Genomic DNA, 16,667 nt, shown 5'->3' on the forward strand with positions numbered 1-16,667 from the left:
TAAAGGAATGTATATGCGATTGATTAACCGAAGCAGACACTCCCCTCTGGGCCGCCAGGCGTGCGATGCGGCACTGGCGAAACACGTTGAGCTTTATGGCGCCTACGGGCGACAGAAAACGAAGAGGACTTATACGGTGGTGGTTCAAGGCTCAAAGATCACTGTAGAAGTTGTAAACAGAAAATGCAGTTATGTGGCGACGGCCATGAGCTGCGCCCGTAGGCTGCAGCATCTTCCTGGACAATGTAACTAAGGGGCTTTTATGAATAACGCATCTCATTTCCAAGATGAAATATTGGTAACCAGTGACATTCTGTCCAGATACAAAATTTCGCGCAGCACACTGTATTTCTGGAGCACACCATCCCGGATGCCATCGTACTTTTCTCAGCCGTTTCCGAAGCCAAAAATAAATGGCAGCCCTAAAAGATGGCGTTTGTCAGACCTTCTTGCCTGGGAAGACAACATGAGTATCAAACCAGAGGCCGGCCAATCAACTTCTCAAGATGACGCTGCCAAACAGCAAGCCAATGACGCTGATCATCCAAATAATCGTGGAGGTTATACCGCGCCATGACTCCAGACATATGATGCCCTAGTAGCTTTTCCACAACATGTGGTGGCGCACCTAATTCAGAAAGGCGCGTCGCCACTGTTCTTCTCAAATCATGAAGCGACCAAGGTTTCATCCCTGTTTTTGCAATTATCTGCGCAGAGAACAGAGCCACATTTGGTTGAAGTGGCGGCCTGTCATCTTCTGGCCCCCTGTATCGTGACAACGTCACAATATGTTTTGAAACTGATGTTTCTTTTTCAGCTACCATCATCTGTATTACAGCCTCAGGAAGCGCCCTTCTCACCGACTTCCCAGTTTTATAGTCACTTGCCGGGATAGTCCATGTCTGTTCCTTTAAATCAAACCATTCCCATTTTGCTGTTCTGATCTCTGTACTTCGACAGCCAGTCATAATGAGAAACTTCATTATCAATTGCTGCCTATATTTCATCTGAGGCAGGGCATTCCAAACAGTAATGATTTCATCATCACTTAACCTGCGGTCTTTTACAGCTGCTGTGAGCCCTACATCTGATCGTCTAAGGCTTTCAATAGGGTTCACGTTAATTACCCCACGGTTGGAACAGAAACGAAATGTGCGCTGCATCAAACCAAGCATTTGCCCTGTAACCACTCTTCGCCCCATACCGTCAAAAAGATTTAGCCAGTGAGCTTTAGTTGTCTGATCTACAATCATATTTCCGAGCACTGGGGCTATATGATTATTGAAGTCGCGGCGGTTAACTTTGATTTTTACCAGACCTTCAGGGATGCAGTAGTACTTCTCCCAGTAATCGAATGCTTCTTTCACTGTAAGCGCTTCTACTTTTTTCTGTTTCTCGAGTACTACTTGCCGTCTAGGATCAAGCCCTTCCGCTAGCCAAGCCCTGAACTGCTGCCTACGTTCTCGCGCATGAGCTAATGAGGTGGTTGGATAATCACCAATCGTTAGTTGAGCGGCTTTCCCGTTCCATCTGTAGCGGTAAAAGAATGTTATACTGCCGGATGTAGACAACCTGACATTCAGACCATGTGCGTCTGAAATGACCTCGATTTGGTCTCTTTTTTTGCCAAGAGCTTTTCTTAATTTTGTGTCGGTAAGCAATGTGTACACTCCGGAAGAAGATATACACATCAGTGTACACATTATGCGTAAATTGATAACCTTCAAATCTATGAAGAACACACAAAAATAAAGCGTTACATACTGGCAAGGCGTTGATAATAGCGGGATTATTGAAAAGAAATAAAGCATGACTAACAAACTTAAAACGGATTCATATGCCCTACGATAGCGTCTATCTCGAAAAGCGCCCGCCCGGCGCATTGCGCACCGTATGGCGTAAATTCTACGGCGATACCACCGCGATGATTGGTTTATACGGCTGCGGCGCGCTGGTGCTGCTGTGCGTATTCGGCGGCTGGTTTGCGCCCTATGGCATCGATCAGCAGTTCCTCGGCTACCAGCTGCTGCCGCCTTCATGGTCGCGCTACGGCGAAGTGTCGTTCTTCCTCGGCACCGACGATCTTGGTCGCGATGTGCTAAGTCGCCTGCTCAGCGGCGCGGCGCCGACCGTCGGCGGCGCCTTTGTGGTCACGCTCGGCGCCGCGCTGTTCGGCCTGGTGCTTGGCGTGATTGCCGGTTCCACCCACGGTTTGCGTTCAGCGGTAATGAACCACATTCTCGACACCCTGCTGTCGATTCCGTCGCTGCTGCTGGCGATTATCGTCGTCGCTTTTGCCGGGCCGCATCTGAGCCATGCGATGTTTGCCGTCTGGCTGGCGCTGCTGCCGCGCATGGTGCGTTCGGTCTACAGCATGGTGCACGATGAACTGGAAAAAGAGTACGTGATTGCCGCCCGCCTCGACGGCGCTTCCACGCTCAATATTCTCTGGTTTGCGGTTCTGCCTAATATTACCGCAGGGCTGGTCACCGAAATTACCCGCGCGCTGTCGATGGCGATCCTCGACATTGCCGCGCTCGGTTTTCTCGACCTCGGCGCTCAGCTACCCTCTCCGGAATGGGGCGCCATGCTCGGCGACGCGCTGGAATTGATTTACGTCGCCCCCTGGACGGTCATGCTGCCGGGAGCGGCCATCATGATAAGCGTACTGCTCATCAATCTGCTGGGCGACGGTATTCGCCGCGCAATTATTGCCGGGGTTCAATAATGCCGTTACTGGATATTCGTAATCTAACCATTGAGTTTAAAACCAACGAGGGCTGGGTAAAGGCCGTCGATCGGGTCAGCCTGACGCTGGCTGAAGGTGAAGTCCGTGGTCTTGTCGGTGAATCAGGTTCCGGCAAAAGCTTAATCGCCAAGGCGATTTGCGGCGTCACCAAAGATAACTGGCGGGTCACCGCCGACCGTATGCGTTTTGATGATATCGATCTGCTGCGTCTCTCTAACCGCGAGCGCCGAAAACTGATTGGCCACAACGTATCGATGATCTTCCAGGAGCCGCAATCCTGTCTTGATCCTTCCGAGCGTATTGGGCTGCAGTTGATGCAAAATATCCCCGGCTGGACCTTTAAAGGCCACTGGTGGCAACGCTTTGGCTGGCGTAAGCGCCGCGCTATTGAACTGCTGCACCGGGTGGGAATTAAAGATCACAAAGATATTATGCGCAGCTTCCCCTACGAGCTGACCGACGGCGAATGTCAGAAGGTCATGATCGCCATCGCGCTTGCTAACCAGCCGCGCTTGCTGATTGCTGATGAACCCACTAACGCCATGGAGCCAACCACCCAGGCGCAGATTATTCGCCTGTTGACCCGGCTCAACCAGAATAACAACACCACTATTTTGTTGATCAGTCACGATATGCAGATGCTCAGCAAATGGGCGGATAAAATTAACGTCATGTATTGCGGGCAGACGGTAGAAACCGCGCCGAGCGAGGAGCTGGTGACCATCCCTCATCACCCCTACACTCAGGCATTGATTCGCGCCATCCCGGATTTCGGCAGCTCAATGCCGCATAAAAGCCGGCTGAATACCCTGCCCGGCGCCATTCCGCTGCTGGAACAACTGCCGATCGGCTGTCGGCTGGGGCCGCGTTGTCCCTATGCGCAACGCGAGTGTATCGTCACGCCGCGTTTGACCGGCGCGCGTAATCATCTGTACGCCTGTCATTTCCCGCTGAACATGGAGAAAGAGTGAAATGGTCGAAACATTGCTGGAAGTTCGCAATCTGAGTAAGACCTTTCGCTATCGCACCGGCTGGTTCCACCGTCAGACGGTAGAGGCGGTGAAGCCGCTGAGCTTTACCCTGCGCGAGCGTCAGACGCTGGCGATTATTGGTGAAAACGGCTCCGGTAAATCAACGCTGGCCAAAATGCTGGCCGGGATGGTTGAGCCGACCACCGGCGAACTGTTGATTGACGACCATCCGCTGGAGTTTGGCGACTACTCATTCCGCAGCCAGCGTATTCGCATGATTTTTCAGGATCCCTCGACCTCGCTCAACCCACGTCAGCGTATTTCGCAGATCCTCGATTTCCCGTTGCGTCTCAATACCGATCTTGAACCAGAAGCCCGGGAAAAGCAGATTATCGAGACGATGCGCATGGTGGGCCTGCTACCGGATCACGTCAGCTACTATCCGCATATGCTGGCGCCGGGGCAAAAGCAGCGCCTGGGTCTTGCTCGTGCCTTGATCCTGCGTCCGAAAGTGATTATCTGCGATGAGGCGCTGGCCTCGTTGGATATGTCAATGCGTTCGCAGCTAATCAACCTGATGCTGGAACTACAGGAAAAACAGGGAATATCCTACATCTATGTCACCCAGCATCTGGGGATGATGAAGCATATCAGCGATCAGGTGCTGGTAATGCATGAGGGTGAAGTGGTCGAACGCGGCAGCACCGCCGATGTGCTGGCCTCGCCGCTCCACGAACTGACCAAGCGGCTGATCGCCGGCCATTTCGGCGAGGCGCTGACTGCCGACGCCTGGCGAAAAGATGGTAAATAGCGTTAACCTTCCTTCAGGGGCGGCATAATAGCCGCCCCTGCTATTTATCACTGCGGAAACACGCTCTGCGCCGGTAATGGTCGGCGGTCGAAGCGGCGCAGCGCATAATACAACCATCCGGTACCTACCCAGCCGATAATCCATGACACATCATTGCCGGCGAATATCCACGTCAGCGAACCATGGAACAGCGGGTTCTCAATAAACGGCAGTTGAATAAGCACGCCAATGATATAAATGGTAATGGCATACAAATTCCAGAAACCATAGCGCTGATGCGGATCGCTAAGCGCCGGAATATCGACCGCGCCTTTAGAAATAATGTAGTAATCGGTCAGGCTGATGGCGCTCCAGGGAACGAAAAAGGCCAGCAGGAATAACAGGAAATGGGTGAAATGCTTTAAGAAAGCCGGTTCGCTAAGCAGCGCGATAATACACGAAGCCGCGACCATCAGGACGACGAAAGCAACGCGGCATTTCTGCGACAACGCCGTCTGGCGACGGAAACCGGAAACAATGGTGGTCAGAGACATAAAACTGCCGTAGGCGTTAAGCGTCGTGAAGGTGATCTTGCCAAAGCAAATAGCAAAGTAGATAACCATCGCCATCACCTGGCTTTTACCCAATCCCACCAGATAACTCACTTCATGACCGGGGAAAGCGCTGCCGGCAATCGCGGCGGTAAACACCCCCAGCGTCATAGATGTCTGGGTTCCCAATACGGTACCGAAAAACACCGAGCAGAACGTTTTCGTTGCCGATACATTGCGTGGCAGGTAGCGCGAATAGTCGGACACATACGGGCAAAACGCGATTTGCCACGACGAGGATAGAGACACCGCCAGCAGGAACATCGGCAGGGAGAAATGGTTATTTTGCGCCAGGGCCGCGAGATCCGCCGACATCAGCAGGGTAACGAACATATAGACGAAGGCCAGAATGCCGATAATGCTCGCCAGTTTACCCAGCTTATGAATCACCTTATAACCCAGTACCGCAATGACAATAATAATCGCGCTGAATAGCAACATTCCAGCGACATTGCTGATATTCAACAGCTTTGCCATCGCCTGCCCGGCCAGTACGGTACCGCTGGCGGAGAAGCCAACATACATGATGCAGACCAGTACCAGCGGCACTACCGCGCCAAAGACGCCAAACTGGGCGCGGCTGATTATCATCTGCGGCAAACCCAGCCGTGGTCCCTGCAGCGCATGCAGCGACATTACCGCCGCCCCCAGCACCTGACCGAGGAGAAGACCTATCAGCGACCACACCACGTCGCCGCCCAGCACCACGGCTAAAGCGCCGGTGACAATAGCGGTAATTTGCAGGTTGCCGCCAAACCACAGGGTAAACTGGCTAAACGGATGCCCATGCCTCTCGCGTTCGGGGATGTAATCGATCGACCGCGTTTCACTTAATCCAGCCTGACTATTTTTTGACTGCCCATCTGTAGATGAAAAAGAAGACATAGGTACCTCGCTATTATTATTTATTCACTCCCCATCTGACCGATCCTGTATATACAAGCATTGACAACTGCCCGCACCGCACGCATCCTATTTTTGTGATGAATATGTAAATTCTTTGTATTGCAAAAAGTAACAAAACCATAACAATAACGTTGATAAACGCCTGCGCATACCGCGCCAAACCGAGGTGTAACGCTCATGATCGTTCCCGTCCAACTATCCACTCTGCCCGTCACGCCCTGGAAAAATGGCGCAGGCGAGACCCGTGAGATAGTCTGTGTCCCCTCTCCTGACGCCCCTTTTTTATGGCGAGCCAGCATTGCCACTCTGCAAAATGATGGTCCGTTTTCCTGCTTTCCCGGCGTCGACCGGGTCATTACTCTACTGGCCGGGCAGCCGCTGCGCCTGAAAGGCGAAGCTATCGATCACGCTTTAACGCTTTGGCAACCCTGGGCTTTTGCCGGCGAGTGGCCGCTGCGTAGCGAAGGGATCCGCGAACCCGGTCTCGACTTTAATATCATGACCCAGCGCAACCGCGCCGCCGCCGAGGTACGGGTCGTTGATGATATACAGACTCCCGGCGACGAAGGCGTCGCTTGGGTATTACAGGGGCGCTGGCAACTTGGTGAACGGCAATGTGAAGCGCAATCGGGTATTTTCTGGCATCAGCAAACGCCGGGCGAACTCGCGCCGCTCACGACGGACGCCCTACTGTTACTCACCACGATCGTGCGCCGTTAACCGCAGAAATATCGGTAACGCGTCGTGATCTCACGGTAAAACGTAGTGATTATCCGGTGATATACTGGGGTAAGCGCATTTATCATTACGCGCTGCGTTGCGATAGGCGGCACAAAAAATCGTGACACAAGGGGTCTTCAGTGGGATATAATTCCCGGCTAAATTTGAGTTATTTTGAAATAACAACGTTAACCGTTTGATTGTTAGAGTAAAAATAAGCAATAACGATAAGGATTAAAGCTATGGGTTTTCTTTCCGGTAAGCGCATTCTGATCACTGGCGTGGCCAGTAAACTGTCCATCGCCTACGGTATTGCGCAAGCAATGCACCGTGAAGGGGCTGAACTGGCATTCACCTATCAGAACGAAAAACTGAAAGGCCGCGTAGAAGAGTTTGCTGCTGCGCTGGGTTCTAACATTGTGCTGCAGTGCGACGTGGCTGAAGACGAAAGCATCACCGCGCTGTTCACTGAGCTTGAAAAAGTATGGCCGAAATTTGATGGTTTCGTGCACTCTATCGGTTATGCGCCGGCTGACCAGTTAGATGGCGACTACGTCAATGCCGTCACCCGCGAAGGTTTCAAAATTGCCCACGACATCAGCGCTTACAGCTTCGTGGCGATGGCGAAAGCTTGCCGCTCGATGCTGAACCCGGGCTCCGCGCTGCTGACCCTCTCCTATCTGGGCGCTGAGCGCGCTATCCCGAACTATAACGTGATGGGTCTGGCAAAAGCGTCTCTGGAAGCCAACGTACGCTATATGGCGAACGCGATGGGTCCGGAAGGTATTCGCGTTAACGCCATCTCCGCAGGTCCGATCCGCACCCTGGCGGCATCCGGTATCAAAGATTTCCGTAAAATGCTGGCGCACTGCGAAGCGGTCACCCCGATCCGTCGCACCGTCACCATCGAAGACGTCGGCAACAGCGCGGCCTTCCTGTGCTCTAACCTGTCTGCGGGCATCTCCGGTGAAGTCGTTCACGTTGACGGCGGTTTCAGCATCGCTGCGATGAACGAACTGGAACTGAAATAAGTTCCCTATCCTCCTCACCCCGGTGAGGAGGATCTCTCTCCTTTCTCTGCTTACGCTTCTCTTCTGTTATTCCAATCCGCTATTTGTTAGTACGTATCAATATTTTCTCCTGCTTCAGGGTTACGCCAGGATAGTTGTGCATAGAGGTACCGCGAAACGGCGGTTCGCCACCTACCGAACAAGGAACGCCCATGGAGCAACGCCGCGTGTATGGCAAAAACCACTGGTATCACGAGACCCAGTCAACCAATAGCCCGGTCGAGATTCTTCCTCTGGTCCCGGAGGCCGCTGACGTTGATGACCGTTTTTTGCTCGATCTGCCACTCGCAGCCGATCTCAGCCACCCTCATGAAGGCTGGCTGGCACCCGCGCGTCAGTTGACAAAGGTCCTTTTCCCGGACAACGTCACGGTAACCCGATTACAAACCTTCAGCGCCTACGACCGTCTTAGCACCGCCCTGACCGTCGCTCAGGTCTACGGCATACAGCGCTTGTGTAACCACTACGCCGCCCGTCTGGCGCCGTTGCCTGGCCCTGACTCCTCACGAGAAAGTAATCACCGGTTGGCGCAGATAACCCAGTACGCCCGCCAGTTAGCCAGTTCTCCTTCGGTTATCAACGAGGTCTCCCGCCGCCAGCTTGAGGAGGTCGGGCTGACCAGCCGCGATATTGTGTTAATTAACCAAATTATCGGCTTCGTGGGCTTTCAGGCCCGCGCGGTGGCCGCATTTCAGGCCGCGCTCGGCCAACCGGTACGCTGGCTTCCCGGTATGCCGCAGCAGAATGATGCCCCGGCAGAACGCTTTACTGATGTTACTGGAGAGTGGTCCCTGGATATCGATGATGCCGACCTGCGTTACGCCAATGATGACAAGCAAGTCAGGCTCGCCGCATGGAACCGTCATCCCGGCCTGCAGCCTCTCGCCCCCCTTCTGGCAACGGATGAAGGCGCGTTGGCCCTGCTACATCAACTGCTGAATCAACTGGATAATTCTGCGCAGCCCTTAAGCGCAATGGCGGCGTTACTCGCGGCGCGAATCAACGGCAGCGTCAGCTGTTTTAACGCCTGGAGAGCTCGCTGGACAGGTGACAACGGATTGTTGCAGGCACTGCGCGGCGATGAACGAACGGTTCAGCACTGGGCGCGAAGCCATTCTTTGGAACATGTTTTCCTACAGGCGGCGCAGCTATTGACTCGTGCGCCGGACCGTTTTAGCGCCGCGCAGCTAACTCCCCTCACTGAATATGGGCTTTCCCGCGTTGAGGCTATCGATCTGCTGGCGTGGTGCGGCCTCTGCGGGTGGCTGAACCGGCTTAAAATCGCCCTCGGTGAGGTACGTCAAGCGACGTAAAATGCTGAAACAGCGCTTGCTGAGGCAGGCATATTCGCGTAAAAATGTCAGCCGCTCTTTTAGCCACGAAAAAACCTAATTATGTTTCAGGACAACCCGCTGCTAGCGCAGCTTAAACAGCAATTGCATTCCCAGACTCCCCGCGTTGAAGGGGTCGTTAAAGGCACGGAAAAAGGTTTTGGCTTCCTTGAAGTCGACTCGCAAAAAAGCTACTTCATTCCGCCGCCGCAAATGAAAAAAGTGATGCATGGCGATCGTATTATCGCTGTGGTCCATACCGAAAAAGAACGTGAAAGCGCCGAGCCGGAAGAGCTGGTTGAGCCTTTCCTGACCCGTTTTGTCGGTAAAGTGCAGAAAAAAGACGATCGTCTGTCTATTGTTCCTGATCATCCGCTGCTGAAAGACGCCATCCCTTGCCGCGCCGCGCGCGGCGTAGAACACGACTTCAAACAGGGTGACTGGGCGGTGGCTGAAATGCGTCGCCATCCGCTGAAAGGCGACCGCGGTTTCTATGCCGAATTAACGCAATTCATCACCTTTAGCGACGATCATTTCGTGCCGTGGTGGGTGACGCTGGCGCGTCATAACCTGGAAAAAGAAGCGCCGAATGGCGTTGCCACCGAGATGCTCGATGAAGGACTGGAACGCCGCGATCTGACGCCGCTTGAGTTCGTAACCATCGACAGCGCCAGCACCGAAGATATGGACGATGCGCTGTATGTCGAGCGCGCCGACGACGGTAAACTGCTGCTGACCGTCGCTATCGCCGATCCGACAGCGTGGATTGCCGAGGGCAGTAAACTGGACAACGCGGCGAAAATCCGCGCCTTCACCAACTATCTGCCGGGCTTTAATATCCCAATGTTGCCGCGCGAGCTGTCTGACGATTTGTGTTCGCTGCGCGCCAACGAAGTGCGTCCGGTACTCGCCTGCCGCATGACTCTGGCGGCTGACGGCGCCATTGAAGATAATATCGAATTCTTCGCAGCAACTATCGAATCTAAAGCCAAACTGGCTTATGACGACGTCTCCAACTGGCTGGAAAATATCGGCTCATGGCAGCCTGCTGATGACGCTATCGCGCAGCAAATCAAACTGCTGCAGGAAGTCTGCCAGCGCCGCAGCGAATGGCGTCAAACCCACGCGCTGGTATTCAAAGACCGCCCTGATTATCGCTTCGTGTTGGGTGAGAAAGGTGAAGTGCTGGATATCGTTGCCGAACCGCGCCGCATCGCCAACCGCATCGTTGAAGAGTCAATGATTGCCGCTAATATCTGCGCGGCACGCGTGCTGCGAGATAACCTGGGCTTTGGCGTTTATAACGTGCACACCGGTTTCGATCCGGCCAACACCGAACAACTGGCCGCGCTGCTGAAGACGCACGATGTGCACGTCGATCCGCAGGAAGTCCTGACACTCGACGGTTTCTGTAAACTGCGCCGCGAACTGGATGCTCAGCCTTCAGGTTTCCTTGATAGCCGCATCCGCCGCTTCCAGTCGTTCGCCGAAATCAGTACCGAACCGGGCCCGCACTTCGGCCTTGGGCTGGAAGCTTACGCCACCTGGACTTCGCCAATCCGTAAATACGGCGATATGATCAACCACCGTCTGTTAAAAGCCGTCATCAAAGGCGAGACCATTGGTCGCCCGCAGGATGACGTCACCGTGCAGATGGCGGAACGCCGTCGTCTGAACCGGATGGCGGAACGCGACGTCGCAGATTGGCTGTATGCTCGCTTCCTCAATGATAAAGCCGGAACCGATACCCGCTACGCGGCAGAAATCATTGATGTCAGCCGCGGCGGCATGCGCGTGCGCCTGGTCGATAACGGCGCTGTCGCCTTTATCCCGGCACCTTTCCTGCACGCGGTGCGCGATGAACTGGTCTGCAGTCAGGAGAACGGAACCGTACAGATTAAAGGTGAAGTCGTTTACAAAGTCACCGATGTTATCGACGTGACTATCGCTGAAGTCCGTATGGAAACCCGCAGCGTCATCGCCCGTCCGGCGGCGTAACGCTTTTATGGCCCCTGCCCAGGGGCCATACATTTCTCGTTTTGAGTGAATATCGCCAGCCGCGCAAGGATGTGCGTTTTTTTCGCTTCTCTTTTGCAACTGTTTTTTGCATCATTGATTTCATTCATTTTTGTAACCAGGATAATGCTATGTCTGATCTGAATGCCCGCCTGCTCGCCCAACGTATCGATACCGTGCTGGATATTCTGGTTGCCGGAGATTATCACTCGGCGATCCATAATCTGGAGATCCTCAAAGCCGAGCTGCAGGCGTTGTCTCACGACGAGCCAGAGAAGGACTCAGGGCAATCGAAAGCGCCGTGGGAAATCTAAATCATTCCTGTCCCCCAGCACGCCTTAAGGCCTGCTGGGCGCCGTATAGACCTCTAACTGTGATGTAGCTATGAACGCCCGACAACAAAGTATTTTGCAAATGGTCATCGATAAAGGCCGTATGAGCGTAGCCGATCTGGCCAGGATGACCGGTGTCTCAGAAGTCACTATTCGTCAGGATCTGAATTCTCTGGAAAAACAAAGCTACCTGCGCCGTACCCACGGCTTTGCGGTACCGCTGGATAGTGAAGACGTCGAAACCCGGATGATGACCAACTTTGCCATTAAGCGTGAACTCGCCGCGCGCGCCGCGTCGCTGGTGGCAGCCGGAGAGACGGTGTTCATCGAAAATGGCAGTTCAAACGCCCTTCTGGCTCGCACATTGGCGGAACGAGGCGATATCACCATCATCACCGTGAGCAGCTATATCGCGCATTTACTCAAGGAAACGCCGGGCGAGGTGATTCTGCTGGGCGGTATTTATCAGAAGCGCAGTGAAAGCATGGTCGGCCCGTTAACCCGCCAGTGCATTCAGCAGGTACACTTTAGCAAGGCATTTATCGGCGTTGACGGCTGGCAGAGCGAAACCGGCTTCACCGGCCGCGACATGATGCGCGCCGATGTGGTTAATGCGGTGCTGGAAAAACAGTGCGAAGCCATTGTGCTGAGCGACAGCTCGAAATTCAGCGTTGTGCATCCCTATCCGCTGGGCCCGATTTCCCGTTTCAATCGCATCATTACCGATAATAATTTGCACGACACTATCCGCCAGCAGCTCACCGACAGCGGTTTAACCGTCGATATTGTTAACCCCGCCTGATCGCTTCCGCCAGCGCCCGATAAAATGGCGTTGGCGTCCCTTCTGCGTCTGAGAGTATTCCGACCCGCAATTAAGATTTTTTACCTGACGTTAAATTTTAAAATAAGTAGAATTATTATTAGCGATATAACAGGAAGTGACTATCACCTGCGTGATTAGAGCAACACCTGCGCAACTTAAGTTTCATGGAATAACCCGTAAGTCATAGCCTGTTGCTATGCTTAAAGGAAGTTGTATCCATGAATAGATTATTCAGGAGAATAAAATGATGACTTCGATGAGCAAAAAAATGGCTGCGGCCGTACTGGCGGTTACTGTAGTAATGTCTCTGAGCGCTTGCTCTCACTGGTCTAAACGCGACCGTAACACCGCAATCGGCGCCGGCGCCGGCGCACTGGGCGGCGCGGTATTAACTGACGGCAGCACCCTGGGCACCCTGGGTGGCGCAGCGGTTGGCGGCATCATTGGCCACCAGGTTGGCAAATAACCACCCCGCATATTAAATTAATAATAATTTCGTAGTTACTGACTCACGCATCTACAAATAATTAAGGCCACGGTAAATACCGTGGCCTTGTTGTTTATTTCATAGAAATTATCTTAGCCACCCGCTAATTTCACTTTCATCCCTTTGGCTTCCAGCAGTGATTTCAGCAAGTCGCGTTTATCCCCCTGAATTTCAATCACTCCATCTTTCAGTGAACCGCCGCAGCCGCATTTCTTTTTCAGCTCAGCGGCCAGCTTCGCCAGCGCGTCGTCATCCAGATCGATGCCGGTAATCAGGCAGACGCCCTTTCCTTTGCGCCCGCTGGTCTGGCGTTGAATACGCACGATGCCATCGCCTTTCGCTCGTTGCGGCGCCGCTTTCGGCTCTTCGATACGGCCGCTATCGGTGGAGTAAACCAGGCGGCTATTAGAATCACTCATTACGCCCCCTGCTTCAGCGATGCGTTGATTGCCGCAAGCGTTGCCGCCGGATCGGCAGACTGGGTAACCGGGCGACCAATGACCATATAATCAACTCCCGCCTGCTGCGCCTGTTCCGGGGTCATGATTCGGCGCTGGTCGCCAGCATCGCTGCCTGTAGGGCGGATCCCTGGCGTGACTAACTTAAATTCCTGCCCTAACTCCTGCTTAAAGCGGACGGCTTCCTGCGCGGAACAGACTACGCCGTCGAGACCACAGCGTTTGGTTAGCGCAGCCAGTTTAGCGGCATGATCGGCAGGAGAAAGCGTGATGCCAAGGTCCTGCAAATCGCTGGCTTCCATGCTGGTCAATACGGTAACCGCAATCAGTAACGGCGCCTCTTTTCCGAACGGCAACAGCGCCTCGCGGGCCGCCGTCATCATGCGCGCACCGCCTGAGGCGTGAACGTTCACCATCCATACGCCGAGTTCCGCCGCAGCGGCGACCGCACGTGCGGTGGTATTAGGAATATCGTGAAATTTCAGGTCGAGGAACACTTCAAAGCCGCGTTGATGCAGGTCGCGAACAAACTGCGGCCCCAGCAGCGTGAACATCTCCTTACCTACTTTCAACCGGCAGTCGCGGGGATCGATTCGATCAACAAAGGCTAACGCCTTGTCACGGTTATCATAATCAAGCGCAACAACGACGGGAGAGGATGTGATAACGCGAGGAGAAGAGGTAGCAGTAGACGTCATGACCGGACCTTAATTGTGGATGAGCGCCGCCAGGGCGCAAAAAAGGTAAACGGGCAGCATTCTACCTGCGAAGTGGGGAAAATGACAGGCTGCTTTTGCCCCTCTACAGACAAAAGCGGGCACGCGGCAACAGGATTGGGCATGGTAAAACCCAGATAAGTATGTTGTAACTAAAGTCTGGCTTTTTTTAGAAGTTACTGACCATCCAGGCCGCGAATCGGCTTGATAGTCGCCCACGAACGGCAGGACGGGCAGTGCCAGTACAGGGTGTGGGAAGTAAAACCGCACTTCTGGCAGCGGTAGCGCGGTTTGCTCCGCACCTGTTCACCAACCATGTTACGCAAAACCCCCAGACTCGCCTTCGCGCGCCCTTCTTCCGCCTCATTAAGATGGTAGTCCATCAGTTTATGGAACACGCGCATCGTTGGGTGGCGTTCCAACTGGCGAGTTACATAGCTTTGCGCCGCTTCCGCCCCCTCCTGCTGCTCGATAATCTGCGCCAGCATGAGTTCCGCCGTCGCACCGGTGTTCTCTTCTACACAGCGGCGCAAAAACGCTTCCCACTCCGCATGCTTACCCAACTGCTGATAACAGGTTTGCAGCATTTCCAGGGTTTCACCTACCAGTTCTTTATCCTGGCCAATCACCCGTTCCAGGCTTTCTACCGCTTTCGCGTAGTCGCCTTTTTCCATCCACACGCGCCCCATCATAATCGAGACGCGGGCGCTGTTGCGGTCCGCAGACGCGCCTTTCTTCAGCAGCGTCATCGCTTTATCGAGATCGTTGCTGGCCATCTGCTGTAGCGCCAGTTCACACCAGAAGTTGGCGATGTCGCTGCGATGTTTTTCTTTGCCCAATTTTACCAGCCGTTCGGCGACTTCAATCGCGGACTGCCAATCGCTGGTCAGTTGATAAATCTGCAGCAGTTGTTGTAGCGCGCCCAGGCGGAAGTCGGTTTCATCCACCAGCTGCTTGAACATATCTTCCGCGCGATCGTACAAGCCGGCGGCCATATAATCGCGCCCCAACTGTTGGACGGCGAGCAGGCGTTGATCGTAGGTGAGCGAGGCGCTCTCCATCAGGCTTTGGTGAATACGGATGGCGCGGTCAACTTCGCCACGGGAACGAAACAGGTTGCCAAGCGTCAGATGAGCTTCGACGGTGCCGGTGTCCTCTTTTAACATATCGAGGAACAGATCTACGGCTTTGTCCTGCTGATTGCTCAGCAGGAAGTTGACCCCGGCCACGTAATCACGCGACAGGCGACTAGCATCGTCCTGTTTGGACTGTTGTGCGCTCCTGCGCCCCATATACCATCCATAGGCAGCGGCAACGGGAAGAAGCAGAAACAACAACTCCAGCATAGAAGGTTATTCCTTGACCGCAGGGACGCCGGCATCAGCGGGCGCCGCGGCCACTGGCGCGATCTGCTGCTCCAGGCGTTTAATTTTACGCTCGGCGCGCGCCAACGACACACGTACCCGCAGCCAGAACAGACCACAGATCAGCCAACCAATGGCAAATCCGCCAGCAAACAGTACCGCCAGCAGCGTGGAGATACGGAACTCACCCTGGGCAAGCAAATAGTTGAACGTGACCAGTTGGTCATTTTGCGCGCCCAGCGTCACAGAGATGACGAAGATAGCTAATACCAGTAAGAAAATAAGTAAATATTTCACATGACTTCCCGTTCTGTGGGTGGCGCGAGTAAAACGCGTTCAAGCCCTATAAAGTATCATTTTCACCGCAGTGGTGAAATGGAAAAGCATGACACCCATCATGATATGCGGCCAGATGCCGCGAAATTCAACATAAACGCCGTCAGGTTGCGCGTTTTTTGATATCGCTCGCCTCTTCAACAGGCGGGGTTAACGGGCCGCAAAAACGCTGCGTGAGCCAGGTCGCCGCGGTAACCAGCAGCCATGAAAGGCTGGTCGCCACGATAAGATCCTGCGGCCAGTGCATGCCCAACGCCAGACGACTGCCCATGACCGCAGTAGCCCAACCCAACAGCAAACCGATAGTTACCCAGCGCCGGCGCGGCCACAACAGCCCGCCCCCCAGTAGCGCCCAACTGGCGGCAAACATGGTATGGCCGGACGGAAAGGCAAAACCAGTCTCTTTTTGCCAGTGTTTACGCAAGAACCCCGGTATTGTCTGTTGTTCAGCCAATTGCTCATGCACCAGTTTAGCGCGTTCTTTACGTTTTAACTCATAGAATTGCGCCACCGGAACCTGTTGGGTTCGTTCTAACCAAATCACAAACGGCCGTGGTTCCTGCACCCGTTCTTTGATCCAGGATTTAAGCCCCTGTCCTGCCAGGATAGCGGCGCCGAGAATGAGAAACAGCACCAGCGCTTCGCGCAGACGAAATCGTAAACACCACAAAAACCAGCCAAATAGCGCTACGTGAGTCATTATTCCCCACGGCTGGGTGACGGTTTCAGTCACCCAGTACCACATTTTCAACATGGCCGGTGCTTGACCCGGCTGCCACTGCCAGCCGGAGAGCCAGACTATAACGGGCATAACAAGCAATAGCGCCGCCCCGATGGCGGTCCTTTTGGCAATCAACAGCATCGTATCTCCTTCTCTTTCCTTCTGAATATCATAACGGAAAGTAGATCGTTTGTGCGCTTTCCGCGCAGGCGGTCGTTGGTAATTAGGAGAACGTCGCGGCGTTGTGGCAAAATAGTAGTAAACAG

General features: G+C 53.9%; 18 protein-coding genes. 11 read left to right on the top strand and 7 right to left on the bottom strand.

Translation table 11 applies throughout. The features are described 5' to 3' along the window. The first annotated feature begins 13 nt into the window (after positions 1-13). Positions 14-253 (top strand): DUF4060 family protein, encoded by a 240-nt coding sequence (locus tag EAE_RS21475; protein ID WP_047044982.1) that lies wholly within the window; start codon positions 14-16, stop codon positions 251-253. Between the two features lie 220 nt (positions 254-473). Here EAE_RS21475 and EAE_RS21480 read toward each other — a convergent pair whose 3' ends face one another. Beyond that, positions 474-1,691: a tyrosine-type recombinase/integrase gene (locus EAE_RS21480; RefSeq protein WP_164926756.1), complete on the bottom strand. Its 1,218-nt coding sequence runs from the start codon at positions 1,689-1,691 to the stop codon at positions 474-476. 146 nt (positions 1,692-1,837) lie between these two features. Here EAE_RS21480 and sapC point away from each other — a divergent pair, with 146 nt between their 5' ends. Genes sapC through sapF form a run of 3 tightly spaced genes read left to right on the top strand, consistent with a single transcriptional unit; the run spans position 1,838 to position 4,531 of the window. Continuing rightward, the gene (gene sapC, locus EAE_RS21485) at positions 1,838-2,728 is read left to right on the top strand and encodes a putrescine export ABC transporter permease SapC (protein WP_015366244.1); all 891 of its coding nucleotides are present in this window, start codon (positions 1,838-1,840) and stop codon (positions 2,726-2,728) included. After that, positions 2,728-3,720, top strand: coding sequence for a putrescine export ABC transporter ATP-binding protein SapD (sapD, locus tag EAE_RS21490; RefSeq protein ID WP_015366243.1), 993 nt, complete (start codon positions 2,728-2,730; stop codon positions 3,718-3,720). The genes sapC and sapD overlap by 1 nt, the downstream gene beginning before the upstream one ends. A gap of 1 nt (position 3,721) precedes the next feature. Continuing rightward, entirely contained in the window at positions 3,722-4,531 is an 810-nt protein-coding gene (sapF, locus tag EAE_RS21495; protein ID WP_015366242.1) for a peptide ABC transporter ATP-binding protein SapF, read from the top strand. A 47-nt stretch (positions 4,532-4,578) separates the two neighbouring features. Here the strand turns inward: sapF and EAE_RS21500 are convergent, their stop codons facing one another. Further along, the gene (locus EAE_RS21500; protein WP_015705730.1) at positions 4,579-6,006 is read right to left on the bottom strand and encodes a purine-cytosine permease family protein; all 1,428 of its coding nucleotides are present in this window, start codon (positions 6,004-6,006) and stop codon (positions 4,579-4,581) included. Positions 6,007-6,204: 198 nt separating this feature from the next. On the opposite strand from EAE_RS21500, the gene EAE_RS21505 reads away from it, so the two are divergent. The 7 genes from EAE_RS21505 (at position 6,205) to osmB (ending at position 12,785) form a co-directional block, all read left to right on the top strand. Continuing rightward, positions 6,205-6,747: a HutD/Ves family protein gene (locus EAE_RS21505; RefSeq protein ID WP_015705731.1), complete on the top strand. Its 543-nt coding sequence runs from the start codon at positions 6,205-6,207 to the stop codon at positions 6,745-6,747. 242 nt (positions 6,748-6,989) lie between these two features. Continuing rightward, positions 6,990-7,778 carry an enoyl-ACP reductase FabI gene (gene fabI, locus EAE_RS21510; RefSeq protein ID WP_015366239.1) on the top strand — a complete coding sequence of 263 codons (789 nt, stop codon included), beginning with the start codon at positions 6,990-6,992 and terminating at the stop codon, positions 7,776-7,778. A 191-nt stretch (positions 7,779-7,969) separates the two neighbouring features. Continuing rightward, complete coding sequence (locus EAE_RS21515; RefSeq protein WP_015705732.1) at positions 7,970-9,130, top strand: carboxymuconolactone decarboxylase family protein; 1,161 nt, start codon at positions 7,970-7,972, stop codon at positions 9,128-9,130. Between the two features lie 81 nt (positions 9,131-9,211). Further along, the gene (locus EAE_RS21520; RefSeq protein WP_015705733.1) at positions 9,212-11,146 is read left to right on the top strand and encodes an exoribonuclease II; all 1,935 of its coding nucleotides are present in this window, start codon (positions 9,212-9,214) and stop codon (positions 11,144-11,146) included. Positions 11,147-11,295: 149 nt separating this feature from the next. Next, positions 11,296-11,478: a YciZ family protein gene (locus EAE_RS21525; RefSeq protein ID WP_015366235.1), complete on the top strand. Its 183-nt coding sequence runs from the start codon at positions 11,296-11,298 to the stop codon at positions 11,476-11,478. A gap of 70 nt (positions 11,479-11,548) precedes the next feature. Next, complete coding sequence (yciT, locus tag EAE_RS21530) at positions 11,549-12,298, top strand: DNA-binding transcriptional regulator YciT (protein ID WP_015366234.1); 750 nt, start codon at positions 11,549-11,551, stop codon at positions 12,296-12,298. 268 nt (positions 12,299-12,566) lie between these two features. Beyond that, entirely contained in the window at positions 12,567-12,785 is a 219-nt protein-coding gene (osmB, locus tag EAE_RS21535; protein ID WP_026612282.1) for an osmotically-inducible lipoprotein OsmB, read from the top strand. Positions 12,786-12,898: 113 nt separating this feature from the next. Here osmB and yciH read toward each other — a convergent pair whose 3' ends face one another. The 5 genes from yciH to pgpB all read right to left on the bottom strand — a co-directional run bounded on the left by yciH (position 12,899) and on the right by pgpB (position 16,542). Continuing rightward, complete coding sequence (yciH, locus tag EAE_RS21540; protein ID WP_015705734.1) at positions 12,899-13,225, bottom strand: stress response translation initiation inhibitor YciH; 327 nt, start codon at positions 13,223-13,225, stop codon at positions 12,899-12,901. After that, the gene (gene pyrF, locus EAE_RS21545; protein ID WP_015705735.1) at positions 13,225-13,962 is read right to left on the bottom strand and encodes an orotidine-5'-phosphate decarboxylase; all 738 of its coding nucleotides are present in this window, start codon (positions 13,960-13,962) and stop codon (positions 13,225-13,227) included. Before pyrF ends, yciH begins: the two co-directional genes overlap by 1 nt. 194 nt (positions 13,963-14,156) lie before the next feature. Beyond that, the gene (lapB, locus tag EAE_RS21550; RefSeq protein ID WP_015366230.1) at positions 14,157-15,326 is read right to left on the bottom strand and encodes a lipopolysaccharide assembly protein LapB; all 1,170 of its coding nucleotides are present in this window, start codon (positions 15,324-15,326) and stop codon (positions 14,157-14,159) included. A 6-nt stretch (positions 15,327-15,332) separates the two neighbouring features. Then, positions 15,333-15,641, bottom strand: coding sequence for a LapA family protein (locus EAE_RS21555; RefSeq protein ID WP_015366229.1), 309 nt, complete (start codon positions 15,639-15,641; stop codon positions 15,333-15,335). A gap of 142 nt (positions 15,642-15,783) precedes the next feature. After that, a complete protein-coding gene (gene pgpB / locus EAE_RS21560; protein ID WP_015705736.1) occupies positions 15,784-16,542 on the bottom strand; it encodes a phosphatidylglycerophosphatase B in 759 nt (252 codons plus the stop codon). Positions 16,543-16,667: the final 125 nt, after the last annotated feature.

It is taken from the genome of Klebsiella aerogenes KCTC 2190 (assembly GCF_000215745.1).
GTDB classification, from domain to species: Bacteria; Pseudomonadota; Gammaproteobacteria; order Enterobacterales; family Enterobacteriaceae; genus Klebsiella; species Klebsiella aerogenes.

Coding starts and splice junctions, on each gene's coding strand:
- sapF (WP_015366242.1), top strand. CDS start 3,722: ATGGTCGAAACATTGCTGGAAGTTCGCAATCTGAGTAAGACCTTTCGC.
- sapC (WP_015366244.1), top strand. CDS start 1,838: ATGCCCTACGATAGCGTCTATCTCGAAAAGCGCCCGCCCGGCGCATTG.
- EAE_RS21515 (WP_015705732.1), top strand. CDS start 7,970: ATGGAGCAACGCCGCGTGTATGGCAAAAACCACTGGTATCACGAGACC.
- EAE_RS21500 (WP_015705730.1), bottom strand. CDS start 6,006: ATGTCTTCTTTTTCATCTACAGATGGGCAGTCAAAAAATAGTCAGGCT.
- sapD (WP_015366243.1), top strand. CDS start 2,728: ATGCCGTTACTGGATATTCGTAATCTAACCATTGAGTTTAAAACCAAC.
- yciT (WP_015366234.1), top strand. CDS start 11,549: ATGAACGCCCGACAACAAAGTATTTTGCAAATGGTCATCGATAAAGGC.
- osmB (WP_026612282.1), top strand. CDS start 12,567: ATGACTTCGATGAGCAAAAAAATGGCTGCGGCCGTACTGGCGGTTACT.
- lapB (WP_015366230.1), bottom strand. CDS start 15,326: ATGCTGGAGTTGTTGTTTCTGCTTCTTCCCGTTGCCGCTGCCTATGGA.
- EAE_RS21520 (WP_015705733.1), top strand. CDS start 9,212: ATGTTTCAGGACAACCCGCTGCTAGCGCAGCTTAAACAGCAATTGCAT.
- pgpB (WP_015705736.1), bottom strand. CDS start 16,542: ATGCTGTTGATTGCCAAAAGGACCGCCATCGGGGCGGCGCTATTGCTT.
- fabI (WP_015366239.1), top strand. CDS start 6,990: ATGGGTTTTCTTTCCGGTAAGCGCATTCTGATCACTGGCGTGGCCAGT.
- yciH (WP_015705734.1), bottom strand. CDS start 13,225: ATGAGTGATTCTAATAGCCGCCTGGTTTACTCCACCGATAGCGGCCGT.
- pyrF (WP_015705735.1), bottom strand. CDS start 13,962: ATGACGTCTACTGCTACCTCTTCTCCTCGCGTTATCACATCCTCTCCC.
- EAE_RS21475 (WP_047044982.1), top strand. CDS start 14: ATGCGATTGATTAACCGAAGCAGACACTCCCCTCTGGGCCGCCAGGCG.
- EAE_RS21525 (WP_015366235.1), top strand. CDS start 11,296: ATGTCTGATCTGAATGCCCGCCTGCTCGCCCAACGTATCGATACCGTG.
- EAE_RS21505 (WP_015705731.1), top strand. CDS start 6,205: ATGATCGTTCCCGTCCAACTATCCACTCTGCCCGTCACGCCCTGGAAA.
- EAE_RS21480 (WP_164926756.1), bottom strand. CDS start 1,691: ATGTGTATATCTTCTTCCGGAGTGTACACATTGCTTACCGACACAAAA.